The sequence below is a fragment of the Mucilaginibacter sabulilitoris genome, from assembly GCF_034262375.1.
Classification (GTDB): Bacteria; Bacteroidota; Bacteroidia; order Sphingobacteriales; family Sphingobacteriaceae; genus Mucilaginibacter; species Mucilaginibacter sabulilitoris.
On the sequence record NZ_CP139558.1, the window covers coordinates 2,684,232 to 2,698,924 of the forward strand.

A 14,693-nucleotide genomic window follows, 5' to 3' on the forward strand; every position below is an offset into this window, starting at 1 on the left:
TATACATTTGTATTGTAATTATTAAAAATATTAAAAATCATGAAAATTCTAAGAACACTAACATTGAGCCTGGTTTTATTAACCGGTTCTGTTGCACTAAAAGCCGCACCTGTTAAAACTGACGAAAAATCACTCACCATTAAAGACGTAGTTAATACTTATGTACGGGCTATGGCTCATGGCCTTATCAGTGATTTTGAATCGACAGTTGATCAAAACGCTAAATTTATTCTGCTTAGAGGTAAAAACATGCTGAGCTATTCAAAGGCCGAAATGTTAACTTCATTACTGGAAACCCAGGGTTACGATCAAAACTGTGCAGTAGATACCTCGGTTGCAAGTAATGGCGAAGAACTGGTAGTCGCAAAAATTGATATGTATTATCAGGACTTAACGCGAACCAACTATGTAACCATGGTTAATACACCAGGCGGCTGGAAAATTACCGAAGTATATTCCGTATTCAAATGAGCAACCTTAAAATGAAGCCTGTGGCTACCCACAGGCTTCATTTAATTTATGAATAATAGAGCCTGTTTATACCCAATAAACAGCTAAACAATTACTTGAGTAATAGAAGTCCAGATCATCTTTCCCGTTTTATTCCGGGCCCATATTGTTCATGTTCATGTTCACAGTCCCGTGAACGCCGTGAACAAATGTGAACACTTGATAATCAATTACTTGAATATGTTCATTTGCTGACGCGCGCTACCCTAAGCGTCCTGTTTGAGGTTATTCGCTATGTATGCGTATCAGCTTTATTACAAATTGGCCGTAGTAAAATGTTTATTTTTATTTTGCCCTGGTTTAACTACCTCATGAAGCCAATTACATGAAAACACTTATGCCTGCATTTCCGAAATCAGCAAAACTAACCGTATTGCTATTATGTACTTTGCTGACCGCCGCGTTGCAGAAGGCCCAGGCCCAAAATAAGGACATGTGGATGCTTACCTACTTTCGTCAGCGTTATCCTACCCGTATTGAGATAGACGCCCAGGGGAAAACCGTTGAGGTGCCTTTACCTGATCCTATGCTTGTAGCGCAGTTGCATATTGCCCTATCAGCAGACGGCCGCCACTGGACGCCTTTAAACGATAACAAACCGATATGGGACCGGCACATGCGCGATCAGTTTATCCATAAGGGCCCTGATGGTCTTTGGCGATTGGTAGCAACAGGTGGGGGCAAAGACGCGCCCGACCGCAAAATGTTTGGCCCGAGCTGTATTTATGCTACATCTAAAGATCTTAGGCATTGGCAGTTTAAACGATATCTGCCCCTGATGAAAGATGTACGTGACGAATCTGGCGCATTGGTAAATAATATCTGGGCGCCCGAATATTTTTACGATGAGGCCACCAGGGAGTACACCCTCATCTGGTCGTCGACCTTTAAAAGCGAGGGCTGGCAGGAGAGCCGCCTGTGGTACTGCAAAACAAGCAATTGGAAAACCTTTACCCAGGCAAAAGTACTTTTCGCGCCTCCTTATTCCGTTATAGACGGCACATTGATAAAGCATAACGGAACCTATTACCTGTTTCACAAAGAAGAAGAATTTGGCGTAAAAACAGGCGAGCGCAGGGGCATCCGTGTTGCCACCTCAAAAAACCTGGAAGGGCCATACACCGTTTACCAGGGCCCGTTAAATGATGGACAAATTGCACCAACAATTACCGAGGGCCCCAGTGTTACGCCAGATCCTATAAAACCTGAGGGATGGTTGTTGTACTATGACTACCCCATGGCCGACAAATATGGCATTTCATCATCGCCCGATTTATTACACTGGACTATTGAGAATGACATAGCACTGCCGCCCGATGCCCGGCATGGCAGCCTGTCGCGGTTAACAGCCGCTGAAGCAAAAGCGCTGCAAAACGCGTTCCCCAATAGCAAATAGCTACAATAAAGTCAAACTATCTGAAACAAGCGATGGGTTGAAACCAAACACGCGAGCAGGACGCTTGTGTGTGTAACTGTTGGCTTGATCTATAACCATTTTGATGTATCGATTATTACCATAATAATAAGCGAGTAAAATAAGAATCGTCGCAAAATGCCCCTCAATTTGTCATGATTTCCCCTTGTGCGTGTATACCGTCTCTTTTACCTTTATACAAACATTAAACCAATAAATCAAAATGAGAAAGATCAGGATATTTGAACATATCTCGCTTGACGGCGTGATTGAACATGACGGAGATTACACCTATGGCGCATGGACAACACCCTATCGAAGCCCTGCCGGGGCGGCAATGCTTTTTGAGGCATACGGACCAAATTTTGACCTGCTGCTTGCCCGCCATACCTACGATATATTTAGTGGCTTTTGGCCTAATGCCGGAGATTTCCCAATGGCAAATGCTATAAATGCTGCAACTAAATATATCGCAACCCACCGGCCCGACAGCCTGGAATGGGGCCCGGTGCGGGATTTGGGTGAGGATATTATAGGGGCGATTCGCGATCTCAAGTCAACGGATGGTCCCGACCTGATCGTTGTAGGAAGTGCGACGCTAACGTCCGTGTTGCTGGACAAGGGACTGGCCGACGAGGTTGTGCTCATTACCTACCCGGTGTTGCTTGGCCGGGGTAAACGCTTATTGGCGGACAGTATTAACGCCCGGGAACTTGCTTTTGTTGACTCGAAGACTACTTCCACGGGTTTGCTCTTAAACACTTATAAGCACGTTGGGCCGCTGAAAAAATAATCTTTCGCCGAGATGTTGGCGGTTGAGCGAACCGCGGGTCTATTATTATCGATTTGCCCCGGCTGTCTGCCATCAAAAACAAAAGCCCTGATACCAACATGTATCAGGGCTTTTGTACTGTACCACCCGTAAAACTGCAAAGCTTTATCTCCGGTAAAACGGCGGGTAATGTTTTGTCGGAATTTACCCCCAAAGTTGTCGTTTTTACACAGTATCTAATCCTAAAGCGCTTCCCATCTTTGTATTGTCAATTAAATTCAAACTAAACTTAAATACTGTTATGAAAAATTTATTCAAAACACCTAATCCCCTTAAATCGATACTGCTAATTACAATCATTCTGTTTGCAGCATCCCGATCAAACGGACAACAAATCAAACCTTCCGATAGTGGCTACGCACCTGTTAACGGCATCAAAGTTTATTACGAGGTATATGGCGAGGGCAAGCCTATAGTTTTACTGCATGGTGCCTTTATGACAATTAATATGAACTGGGGCCAATTGATCCCTGAGCTGTCAAAAACCAGGAAGGTAATTGCCATTGAATTGCAGGGACACGGACATACGCAGTTTTCAGACAGAAAATTAGACCACGCTACTCTGGCAAGTGATGTGGCAGGCGTAATGGACTACCTGAAAATTGACAGCGCCGATGTAGCAGGCTATAGCTTCGGCGGCGCTGTGGCTTACAAGTTTGCTATACAATACCCTAAACGGGTAAGAAAATTAGTGATTATTTCTTCTACTTATAAAAGTACCGGCTGGATGCCCGAAATAAATAACGCGTTTAAAGGCATGAAGCCTGAATTATTTGCAAATAGCCCTATGAAAGCAGCATACGATGCGGTAGCACCTGATAAAACAAAATGGACAAAGTTCTTAGAACAGATGATTGCTTATGCTCAGACTCCATTTGACTTCGGTGACTCCAATATTTCGAAAATTTCTGCGCCTGTATTAATCATATCCGGTGATAATGACGGACTGGATAAAATTGAATTGATAAAAACATATAAATTATTAGGAGGCGCTGTTGCTGCTGATTTGGGAACAATGCCAAAATCGCAATTGGCCATAGTTCCTGCACAGAGCCATGTAAGCCTGATGAAGCAAACACCAACAATATTGGGCTATCTGGATAGTTTTTTAAAGTAAGAAGATTCTGATAGAGGCAAAGAATAAGGCGAAAAATGAAATGAACCTGATGATATCAATAACAGAAACCGGAGTTCAGGTAGCGTACCATTTAAAACTAAAACGATCAATAGCGGCTTTATGGAATAGCCGATAAGTCAGATTAATAAAAATATAATGCATAACTGCAATAGGCAAAGCCAAGTTCGCAGGCGATTTCACTTATTGTCATGTCGGCTGGGCACCGATACATTTTCTTTTTTATAATTTGCGCCAGTTTTAATTCATAGTCTGTATATCCAATTATATTAATGAACAATAATGAGCTGGCCACCAAGCCACACTACCTTATATTAGACGGTCTTCGCGGTGTCGCAGCCATAATCGTTGTAACATTTCACCTAACCGAGCCTTTAGCCACCGGTCATTTAGATATCCTCGTCAATCACGGTTACCTGGCAGTCGACCTTTTCTTTTTATTATCAGGTTTCGTGATCGGATATGCTTATGACGACCGCTGGCATAAAATGACCGTTGGCAGTTTTTTCAAACGCCGTATAGAACGTCTTCAACCAATGGTAGTTTTAGGGATGACCCTCGGCGCTATCGGGTTCTATTTTACGGATTCTACGCTATGGCCGCTCATTCACACTGTTCCTGTCTGGAAGATGCTGCTGGTGATGCTGATCGGTTATACTATCCTGCCCGTACCATTATCGCTTGATATACGTGGCTGGGAAGAGATGCACCCCCTGAACAGCGTGGGATGGTCATTGTTCTTTGAATACATTGCCAACATTCTTTATGCTATCTGGATCAGGAAATTCTCCAAAACAGCATTAACTATTTTAGTAATCGTTTCAGCAATCGCACTTGCACACCTGGCAATCACAAATGGAGACCTCAGTGGTGGCTGGACACTAAATGTGGAACAGGTACGCATTGGGCTAACCCGTACCATGTACCCTTTCTTTGCCGGTCTGTTACTTTCACGGGTAGCGAAGCCGACCCGAATTAAAAACGCCTTTTTATGGTGCAGCCTTTTAGTAGCTATCGTACTTTACATGCCACGTATTGGCGGCGCTGAGCATGTTTGGATGAATGGGATCTATGAATCTGTTTGCATTATCATCGTTTTCCCGCTAATAGTATACCTTGGCGCCAGTGGCGTGATGCAAACTCAAAGGGAGAACAGGATATGCAAATTTTTAGGTGATATATCCTATCCGCTTTACCTGGTACATTACCCGTTGGTCTATTTTTATGTTGCCTGGATTAGCAATCATAAAGGCGTAACAATTGTGCAGGCGTGGCCCTATGCATTACTCATTTTAACAGGTACGATCATTTTAGCCTACGCTGCATTGAAATGGTATGATGAGCCGGTTCGCAAATGGTTGCGGAAAAAGCTTGGGTAGGATCAAAACAAAGGCCCTGATACGGACATGTATCAGGGCTTTTGTACTGACAGTGGGAAATTAATTGAACACCTTAATTCAAAAAGTTTTTAAAGATTTTTTTAGTTCATTCACCAATTCAAAAGCGAACAGTAACCTGTCCGCTTTTGTTGCATAAAGTAATTTTATTTTTCATAATTTTATCATAATCAGTTTGTTTCTAATTTGGAATGATGATTGAAGCTGCTGACTTTACTTGCAACTCTATTTCCCTCATATCAATCCGTATGACCTTGTCTCGCTGGGAACCCTGTTCTCGGGGATGACGGTCGCGTTGCTTTTAGGATTAGCTAAAAAGCCCGGCCAGGCAGCTAACTTGTTTTTGGGATCGGCATTAGCGGTGATCATATTAAAGGCCAGCGGGCTTATACCGTTTTTTTTACCGGCACTGGGTCCGCTACTGTATTTTTATGTAAGACAGCTAACATCCCCCGACCGGCGATTCCGCTGGAAAGATATACTGCATTTTTCCTCCTTGCTTGCAGGATACTGGCTGCCGGTATGGCTGGTTTTAATTTCGGTCATCATCTATTTGTACTTATCGCATCGGCTGATAGAGGATTTCTACCAAAGATTGCGGCCGGTGCTGATGGACAGGCCGCGCTATGCGTTCCGCCGACTGGACAGCACGTTGCTGATGCTTGGCTTGTTTTGCACAGCATCGTTATTTAATGATATTTTTTATTTGGCTGTTGCCTTTGCACTGATTGCTGTGGCCGTGGAAGCGGTGCTGAAGCCTGATAACGATGTCCGACCGACCCTGCCAATAACGGACAGATCAGATGTAAGGGAGAAGGGCCGGAGACTAAAAGAAGCAGTTGCGGCAAATCGCTTATATGAGGATGCGGAACTGATATTGACCAGGCTGGCGGTGAAACTTGCGATCCACCCTCATGACCTGTCCCGGATCATAAACCTGGGGCTGGAAAAGAACTTCAGCGATTTTATTAATGAATTCCGTGTTCGTGAAGTTGCCTGGAAAATGCAGGATCCGGCCTACGAGCGGCTCACGCTGTTGGGCATCGCTTATGAGTCTGGGTTCAATTCTCAAAGAACTTTCAACCGGGTTTTCAAAGAGATGACCGGAAAAACGCCGGCTGAATACAAAAACAGCTTAAAAAAAGAGTTGCCAATTGATAAGTTGGCCACCCCGCCACGAATACGACCGCTAATATTGCGTCTGGAAAGCCCGCCAAACTGGGCCCGCGGAACATTAAAACGGAATTTTATGTTTAAGAATTATTTAAAGATCGCCTGGCGCAATACTATCGGTAACAAAGTTTACAGTGCCCTCAATATTACCGGACTCGCAGCAGGGATCTCTGTAACGTTACTGATCGCATTATGGGCCTGGCACGAATATTCCTATGACCGTTTTTTACCCAATTACACGCAGCTTTACCAGATCAAACTGAACTTTGACCAGAATGGCGATATCCAAACGCAAAGCGGCGGTTGTCTACCTATTGCCAACGCCTTGCGCAATAATTTTCCGGAAGTAAAATACGTTGCTGAGACAGGTTGGACATCAAGACACAGTCTGATAGTCGGGGGTAAAAAGCTGTACCAGCAGGGTATGATCGTAGGGAGTGACTTTTTAAAGATGTTTCAGTTTCATTTGCTTTCAGGCAATCCCGCTACTGTGCTGAATGAACCGTTTTCTATCATCCTTACCGAATCTACTGCTAAAGCCTTGTTTGGCAATGATGATCCGATTGGTAAAGTGGTGAGGATAGATAACGGGCATGACGTTAAAGTAGCCGGTTTAATGGAAGATATACCAGACAATTCCACGTTGCAGTTCAACTACTTGCTACCGTTTAGCTATTGGGAGCAGACGGAACCCTTTGTAAAAGAAGCCAGGACGGACTGGACACATTACCCCTTTGATCAGTACGTTGAATTGCAGCCGGGCGTAACCGAAGAACAATTTGCCCCTAAGATCAAAAACCTGCTCCACGGGCACGATCCCATCCATAAAGTCTCTATCGTTTTACAGCCGGTAAAAAACTGGCGCTTGTATTCGGAGTTTAAAAACGGAAAAGCAGCCGGGGGATTTATTGTTTATGTGCGAATGTTCTGTATCATCGGCGCATTGGTGCTGCTGATCGCCTGTATCAATTTCGTTAACCTCTTTACTGCTCGTTCCGAAAAAAAAGCAAAGGAAGTTGGGGTGCGGAAAGCGATAGGTTCGAACCGGGCGAACCTGATTTTCCAGTTCCTGACCGAATCTGTTTTGGTGACCTTTATCGCGGCATTGCTGGCTATTGGCATGATTCAGTTATCCTTGCCCGCTTTTAATACTCTTACAAGCAATTCGCTTAAGATTCCTTATGCCGAGCCACTGTTTTGGGTACTGCTACTTGTGTTTGTTTTATTTACCGGCATAGTGGCCGGCAGCCGGCCGGCTTTTTACCTCTCTTCGTTTAACCCGATTAAAGTTCTGCGCGGCACGCTCCAGATGGGCAAAGCAGCGGCGCTGCCACGTAAAATACTGGTCGTGATTCAATTTACCTGTTCCATTGCGCTAATTACCGGTACGGTCATTATTTATCAACAGATCAGCCATGTTAAAAGCAGGCCCGTCGGCTATGATACCGACCGCCTGGTAATGACTACCATCTCCGGTGACCTGAACCGCAATTATACCGCCCTTAAATATGCCTTATTGCAAAGTGGTTTTGTAAGCAGTGTTACCAGGTCATCCGGCCCGGTGACTGATTTCCAGGCCGGTTGCAGCTTGTTAAACTGGCCCGGGAAAAACGCCGGTGAAACGGTCGCGATGAATACTGCATCTGTTTCAGAAGACTATTTCAAAACGGTTGGTACTAAGATGGAAGAAGGAAAGGAATTTGCCGGCACGCCCGCTGACACTCTCCATGTTATTCTCAACGAAGCAGCTGTAGCACTGCTTCGGCTAAAAGCCCCGGTCGGTCAAATGGTGACCACCGAATACTCAAAAGCGCCATTGCGGATCATTGGTGTGGTTCGGAACGCAATTATCGGCTCACCTTTTTCGGCCATTCACCCTGCCTTATTTGTTTACAATCCAAGTTGGGCCAGTACGGTGATTTACCGCCTTAAGCCTCATATAAACTTACACGATGCGGTAAGCAAACTCGCAATCATTTTTAACAAATTTAATCCTGCCTATCCATACGATTATCAATTCACCGATGCAGTTTATGACAGCAAATTCAAACAGCAGCAATTGGTTGGCAAACTCTCTGCTGTTTTCGCAGGCTTGACCATTCTGATCTCCTGTTTGGGCCTCTTCGGTCTGGCGGCCTATATGGCGGAACAACGCACAAAGGAGATCGGTATTCGTAAGGTTTTGGGTGCGTCTGTCAGCAATGTCTGGTTGTTATTATCCAAAGACTTTATTGTGCTCGTGATCATCGGTTGTGTCATTGCGTCACCCCTGGCTTTTTATTTTATGAATAGTTGGCTCCGGCAATATGATTACCGCATCACTATTGGACCATCGGTATTCATTTTATCTGCCTCAATAGCTATTGTCATCACTTTAATCACCATAAGTTTCCAGGCGATAAAAGCGGCCTTAGCCAATCCCGTAACGAGCCTTAGAAACGAATAATTTGGTTAACCTGCTAAAAGGAATTTAGGTCCTTAAGCGTAGGATCTGAAGATTTGAAATAATTGTGCTTTTAATCGCTTATAACAGCGTTTTAGGCGCAATGGTATGCATCTTATTTATTGTATCATATCTAATAGGTTAGTCTTTATTCCGGGGCTGGTAATCTTTCCAAAGCCACTCCAAAGCCTCTGGAAGCGTTTGCCGTTTTACATTATTATCGACATGTCCGGCATTGCGGGCGAAAATAAACTGGTATTGATAGTGTTTGGCGGCGAGTGCTTTGGCCATGTTTTCATTTGCAAGCACCCAGTCATGCATGCCATCGCGCATAACATTCGGATTAAAAAGGTCCCGATCGCCCACCTCCATCCATATCCTTAATGGTTTTGATTGGCTTGTCGGAATTATCTGTGCATGAAATCCCCAGGCACCCTGTGGCGTTTCGGGGTTGTAGGGCCATTGCTGGTTTATATAAGTCCCTGAATAGTTGAGTACACGGTGGTATAATTCTGGATGGTACCATGCCATGATCAGGGCGCATGATCCGCCCGAGCTGCCACCCATAGTAGCCCGACCCGCAGGGTCTTTAGTTAATTTCACCTGGCACTTTCTTTCTACAAATGGCAGTATTTCATTTTCAATAAATTCAGCATATAAACCGCTCATTGTGTCATATTCCAGGCCTCGCTCGCTGCCCTGGGCATCACCACCGCCGTTACCTATAGAGATAGCAATCATTGCCGGTACTTTGCCACCTGCAATCAGGTTATCCAATACCGTGAAAAGTAAGTTGTCTGGTCCGTCAGCACCAACTATAAATGGAGCTTTGGTGCCAGAGCGGTACTGCGTCGGAACGTATACTGCCACTTGACGGGTATAGGTGGCCGGGTGACTTGTAGTGACAATTAATTTAGCAGGATTTGCTGGGTCTGGCGTGCCAAATGTGTTTGGCTCCCGGGCTATTCCTGGATAAATTTTGCTGTCTTTCGAATCGATAGTAAAGCGGTAAACAGTTCCTTGAGGCACGCCAACCTGTACTACCGATTCTGGTGCAGGGTTATGTTTGGGCCCGATAATAAAATTCCCGTTAGAGGTGGGGGACGGGGTGGCGCCATCCGGTAATTCTGTGGCAACTACATAACCGGGTGTATGCGGATCGCGGGTTGGTATTTGAGCCATAGTTGGGTTTAAACTCCATAGCATATAAAACCAAATTGCAAAAAGGCTGGCGCGATTAATAATTTCAGTCCGTTTCATTTATTTAAATTTAAGAAAAGGTTGTTACGTCTGCGTTTTAAATTTAAGGCATATCAATACACCATCAAAATTTGATTTAAAGGAGAAATGTAGCTTGTAAGTATTTACACTCACTCAAAATAACGCTGCACAAATTATCCGGCGTTCACGGAGATTATATTTGACCAATCCAGCGATCCGATAATTCTCACCCTGCATTCCTCCATCTTTCTCTTATCTTTGCCCATAATTTCAATATTCCCATACTGTGATCAATGTAAATAACATTTCCGTTTCATTTGGCGGAACCACGCTCTTTAGCGATGTAACCTTCTCAATAAACGAGAATGACAAGATAGCCCTAATGGGTAAGAATGGTGCAGGCAAATCTACCATCCTCAAAATTATTGCCGACGTAACCAAACCTACTACGGGCAACGTAACCGGCCCTAAAGACGCGGTAATAGCTTATTTGCCGCAGCATTTGCTCACCGAAGATAAGGTTACCGTTTTCGAAGAAACCATGAAAGCTTTTGCTGAGGCAAACCAAATGGAAAAAGAGCTTGAGGAATTAAATGAACAGCTTAATATCCGTACCGATTACGAGAGTGATGATTACATGAAGCTAATTGAACGAGTATCGGAATTGAGTGAGAAAGTTTATACGGTAGAGGGCAATAATTATGACGCCGAGGTAGAGAAAGTGCTCAAAGGCCTGGGGTTTGAGCGCAAGGACTTTGGTCGTCAAACCTCGGAGTTTTCCGGCGGGTGGCGTATGCGTATTGAGTTAGCCAAAATATTGCTGAAAAAGCCAGATCTTATCTTGCTTGATGAGCCCACCAATCACATGGATATCGAGAGTATACAGTGGTTGGAAGACTTCCTGATCAATTCGGCAAAGGCGGTGATGGTAATCTCGCATGATCGTGCTTTTGTAGATAACATCACCAATCGGACTATTGAAGTTACCATGGGGCGGATATATGATTATAAAGCCAAATACAGTCATTATCTGCAATTACGTGCCGACCGCCGTGTGCACCAATTGAAAGCTTACGAGGAACAGCAGCGTTTCATCGCAGATAATCAGGAGTTTATAGATCGCTTCAGAGGAACTTACTCTAAAACCTTGCAGGTGCAATCGCGCGTAAAGATGCTGGAAAAGCTCGAAGTTATTGAGATCGACGAAGTGGATACTTCTGCCTTAAGATTGAAATTTCCACCTTCACCACGCTCTGGCCAATATCCGGTAATGGTAGAAGATTTGACCAAAACCTATGGTGACCATGTTGTGTTCAAAAATGCTTCTATGGTAATAGAGCGGGGAGAAAAAGTCGCCTTTGTAGGTAAAAATGGTGAAGGTAAATCGACCATGATCAAAGCTATCATGAACGAGATCGATTTCGAAGGAAGCTTAAAAGTTGGGCACAACGCCAAGATCGGGTACTTTGCACAGAATCAGGCTGCATTATTGGATGGGAACTTAACCGTATTTGAAACCATTGACCAGATTCCGCTAAGCGATGGTTCGGTAAAGATCAAAGATCTATTGGGCGCATTTATGTTTAGCGGCGATGACGTCACCAAAAAGGTTAAGGTGCTTTCCGGAGGAGAAAAAACTCGTCTGGCCATGATCAAGCTACTATTAGAACCTGTGAATTTGCTGATATTGGATGAGCCAACTAACCATTTGGATATGAAGACCAAAGATATTATCAAAGATGCGCTTAAAGATTTTGACGGCACTTTGATCCTCGTATCTCACGATCGGGATTTCTTAGATGGCTTAGCGAAAAAAGTATTTGAGTTTGGTAACAAGCGGGTACGCGAACACTTTGAAGATATCAAAGGATTTTTAGCCTACAAAAAAATGGATAGCTTAAAAGAGATTGAACAGAGCTAAAAAAGAGAGCTTTGCCGTTCTTAAACACCACTGTCCCTACCTTGTTCCGCTGATTTTTAAATGCTTAGCGGGACAAGGATGCTGCTGCATGAAACCGCCCCTTTTCTTAATCTGAGTTCGATATCTCAATTAATGAAACGAAGTATTTCTATTTAGATCTCCTATAACGCTGGCAAAGCGTAGAATCTTGCCAATACCCAAAACAACAAGATCCCTAAGTGGATATCGGACCGACAAAAAATACCACCGGTGGTATCTTAAATTGGGTTTTAGACTATATTTCAAAAAGGTATAACAAATATTTACGGAAAAATCGAATAGTTACTGGGAGTGGTGTAACGGATCAAGCAGAATAATTGTGGGGGAATAAAAAAAATATTTGTTTTGTATACAGATACCAAACACGATACAATTTGTCAACAGCATACGAAACACTTGTCCGCCTGATCTTGCCCGAGGGGCTTTTGGAATACTTTGAACTTACTGATGTCCGCTCCTCTGAAAGCGGCCAATTGAACATTTACCTTGAGGAAAAGAATCTTGCGCCCGCAGGCTATGACAAGCAACAACTGGAGTCAAAAGGTTTCTTACCGGAGACAGCTATCCAGGATTTTCCTATCCGGGGCCACAAAGTAGCTCTTTGCATTAAAAGACGCAGATGGGAAGTTAAAGCAAGTGGTGAGATCATCACAAGGGACTGGAACTTAGTTAGAAAAGGAGCGCGAATGACAACGGAATTCGGCACTTTTTTAAAAGGTATATTTGGATAATAATCCGATTAGCTGTCATTTGTTAGGGCGGCTATATACAGTTGATGGCAAACAGCTACAGCAGCAATACAAAGACTTTCTGAGCGATTTTCATAGCTGGGATCAAAAAGAACATGCAGATGAATGGATGCTGTTTGAACAAAATATCGGGCCATCGCTAAGCATAGATGAAACAGCATTGAGCAATGGCGAGCTCTATACCATTATCACCAATAAAGAAGCTAAAGGTGGCAAGAAAGCAATTGTAGCTATGCTAAGGGGCACACAAACGGAGCAGATCATAAAAGTTATCGAACGCATACCGCTACGTAAAAGGAACAAGGTGAAAGAAGTGACGATGGATATGGCGGCAAACATGATCAAAGCCATCCGCAGGTGTTTTAGCAATGCCAGTCGTGTGATCGACAGATTCCATGTACAAAAGTTAGCCTATGATGCCGTGCAGGAAGCTCGTATAAAATATCGTTGGGAAGCGCTGGATGCAGAAAGCAATGCTATTGAACAAGCCAGGCAAAACAAGCAATCTTATCAGCCCGAAATATTCAGCAATGGCGATACGTTAAAACAATTGCTTGCCAGAAGCCGCTACCTGTTGTTTAAACATGAGTCCAGGTGGACCATCTCACAAAAAGAAAGAGCCGGTCTGCTTTTTCCAAGATACCCGGAACTGCTCAAAGCGTATAAACTGGCCATCGGGCTGGGCAATATATTCACCATCTGCAAAAGCAAGCAGATCGCCTTTAAAAGATTGGCGCTGTGGTATAATCATGTTGAGGAATCTGGGATTGACGCCTTTAAAACCGTGGCAAGGTCCGTTCATCAACATTATGAATCTATCCTGAACTTCTTTGACAATAGAAGCACAAATGCCTCTGCCGAATCTTTTAATGCCAAGATCAAAGCTTTCAGAGCGACTTCCAGAGGCGTTAGAGACACTACTTTCTTCTTATTCAGACTCGCTAAAATCTATGCTTGACTTCTACTCCCCCCAACTTTTCGTCATGATCCGGTGTAACTATTTGATTAATATATTTTTATAGGAATAAAAAAAGGAAACAACGACCATGTGTTGTTTCCTTTTGTACTCAGAGCGGGAATCGAACCCGCACTCCGTTTACGGGAACAGGATTTTAAGTCCTGCGTGTCTACCAGTTCCACCATCTGAGCCGGCGTTTGCCAATTTAAAAATAAAGCCCTTCTTTTTGAAGGAAGGGCTTTGAGCGAAAGACGAGATTCGAACTCGCGACCCCGACCTTGGCAAGGTCGTGCTCTACCAACTGAGCTACTTTCGCGTTGGGAGTGCAAATATAGGCAGAAAAGCATATTCTGCAAGCAGAAATAATAAATTTTTTAATTTTTTTTATAAGTCGCTGTTTTTCAAAACATCAGCAATCAGGTCGGCCTCATATCCGCGGCCCATGGCATACTGCTGCAGTTTGTAACGGCGCTTCAGGGCATTTTTTTCACTCAGTGTGGCCGCCTTCTTCTCCAGTATCCTGGTCAGGGCGACTAAATAATCGTCGGCATCAATGGTTTGCAACGCTTTTTTAATCAGCACATCGGGTACCCGTTTAAATTTAAGTCCCTGTTTTATCTTGATCCGGCCCCAGGCTTTCTGGCTAAATTTACCTTTGGTATAAGCCTTTGCAAAGCGGTCTTCATTTAAAAAATTACCTTCAATCAGCTGGCTTATAATTTGTTCAACGGCATCGGGCCAAAGTCCCCATTCATATAGTTTATCGCGCACCTCCTGTTGCGAGCGTTCCTGGTAAGCACAATAATGCTCGGCCTTTGTCAGCGCAATCTTCGGGTCAGTTATTTTAATTGTTTTGGGTTGGTCCATTAAAGTCAAAATTCGTTAAAAATTCTTCTATTGT

At 43.9% G+C, this 14,693-nt stretch carries 11 protein-coding genes and 2 tRNA genes; 9 read left to right on the top strand and 4 right to left on the bottom strand.

Going from position 1 to position 14,693, the window contains the following annotated elements; genetic code table 11:
- Positions 1 to 39: 39 nt before the first annotated feature.
- The 6 genes from SNE25_RS11530 (at position 40) to SNE25_RS11555 (ending at position 8,907) form a co-directional block, all read left to right on the top strand.
- Positions 40 to 471, top strand: a complete 432-nt coding sequence (locus tag SNE25_RS11530) for a nuclear transport factor 2 family protein (RefSeq protein ID WP_321565254.1) — start codon at positions 40 to 42, stop codon at positions 469 to 471.
- 364 nt (positions 472 to 835) lie between these two features.
- The gene (locus SNE25_RS11535; RefSeq protein ID WP_321565255.1) at positions 836 to 1,906 is read left to right on the top strand and encodes a glycoside hydrolase family 43 protein; all 1,071 of its coding nucleotides are present in this window, start codon (positions 836 to 838) and stop codon (positions 1,904 to 1,906) included.
- Between the two features lie 241 nt (positions 1,907 to 2,147).
- Entirely contained in the window at positions 2,148 to 2,717 is a 570-nt protein-coding gene (locus SNE25_RS11540; RefSeq protein WP_321565256.1) for a dihydrofolate reductase family protein, read from the top strand.
- 280 nt (positions 2,718 to 2,997) lie between these two features.
- Positions 2,998 to 3,873: an alpha/beta fold hydrolase gene (locus SNE25_RS11545; protein ID WP_321565257.1), complete on the top strand. Its 876-nt coding sequence runs from the start codon at positions 2,998 to 3,000 to the stop codon at positions 3,871 to 3,873.
- Between the two features lie 290 nt (positions 3,874 to 4,163).
- Positions 4,164 to 5,270: an acyltransferase family protein gene (locus SNE25_RS11550; protein ID WP_321565258.1), complete on the top strand. Its 1,107-nt coding sequence runs from the start codon at positions 4,164 to 4,166 to the stop codon at positions 5,268 to 5,270.
- Between the two features lie 235 nt (positions 5,271 to 5,505).
- Positions 5,506 to 8,907: an ABC transporter permease gene (locus tag SNE25_RS11555; protein WP_321565259.1), complete on the top strand. Its 3,402-nt coding sequence runs from the start codon at positions 5,506 to 5,508 to the stop codon at positions 8,905 to 8,907.
- A 138-nt stretch (positions 8,908 to 9,045) separates the two neighbouring features.
- On the opposite strand, the gene SNE25_RS11560 is transcribed toward SNE25_RS11555, so the two are convergent.
- On the bottom strand, positions 9,046 to 10,164 hold the full coding sequence (locus SNE25_RS11560) for an alpha/beta hydrolase (RefSeq protein WP_321565260.1): 1,119 nt from the start codon (positions 10,162 to 10,164) through the stop codon (positions 9,046 to 9,048).
- Positions 10,165 to 10,411: 247 nt separating this feature from the next.
- Here SNE25_RS11560 and SNE25_RS11565 point away from each other — a divergent pair, with 247 nt between their 5' ends.
- From SNE25_RS11565 to SNE25_RS11575, 3 genes are all read left to right on the top strand, one after another.
- Positions 10,412 to 12,046, top strand: coding sequence for an ABC-F family ATP-binding cassette domain-containing protein (locus SNE25_RS11565; protein WP_321565261.1), 1,635 nt, complete (start codon positions 10,412 to 10,414; stop codon positions 12,044 to 12,046).
- A gap of 413 nt (positions 12,047 to 12,459) precedes the next feature.
- A complete protein-coding gene (locus SNE25_RS11570) occupies positions 12,460 to 12,816 on the top strand; it encodes an ISAon1 family transposase N-terminal region protein (RefSeq protein WP_321560325.1) in 357 nt (118 codons plus the stop codon).
- Positions 12,809 to 13,792: an ISAon1 family transposase gene (locus SNE25_RS11575; protein WP_407667009.1), complete on the top strand. Its 984-nt coding sequence runs from the start codon at positions 12,809 to 12,811 to the stop codon at positions 13,790 to 13,792. Before SNE25_RS11570 ends, SNE25_RS11575 begins: the two co-directional genes overlap by 8 nt.
- Before the next feature lie 106 nt (positions 13,793 to 13,898).
- On the opposite strand, the gene SNE25_RS11580 is transcribed toward SNE25_RS11575, so the two are convergent.
- From SNE25_RS11580 to SNE25_RS11590, 3 genes are all read right to left on the bottom strand, one after another.
- A tRNA-Leu gene (locus SNE25_RS11580) sits at positions 13,899 to 13,983 on the bottom strand.
- Positions 13,984 to 14,035: 52 nt separating this feature from the next.
- Positions 14,036 to 14,108, bottom strand: a tRNA-Gly gene (locus tag SNE25_RS11585).
- Positions 14,109 to 14,176: 68 nt separating this feature from the next.
- A complete protein-coding gene (locus SNE25_RS11590; protein WP_321565262.1) occupies positions 14,177 to 14,659 on the bottom strand; it encodes a regulatory protein RecX in 483 nt (160 codons plus the stop codon).
- Between the last annotated feature and the right edge of the window lie 34 nt (positions 14,660 to 14,693).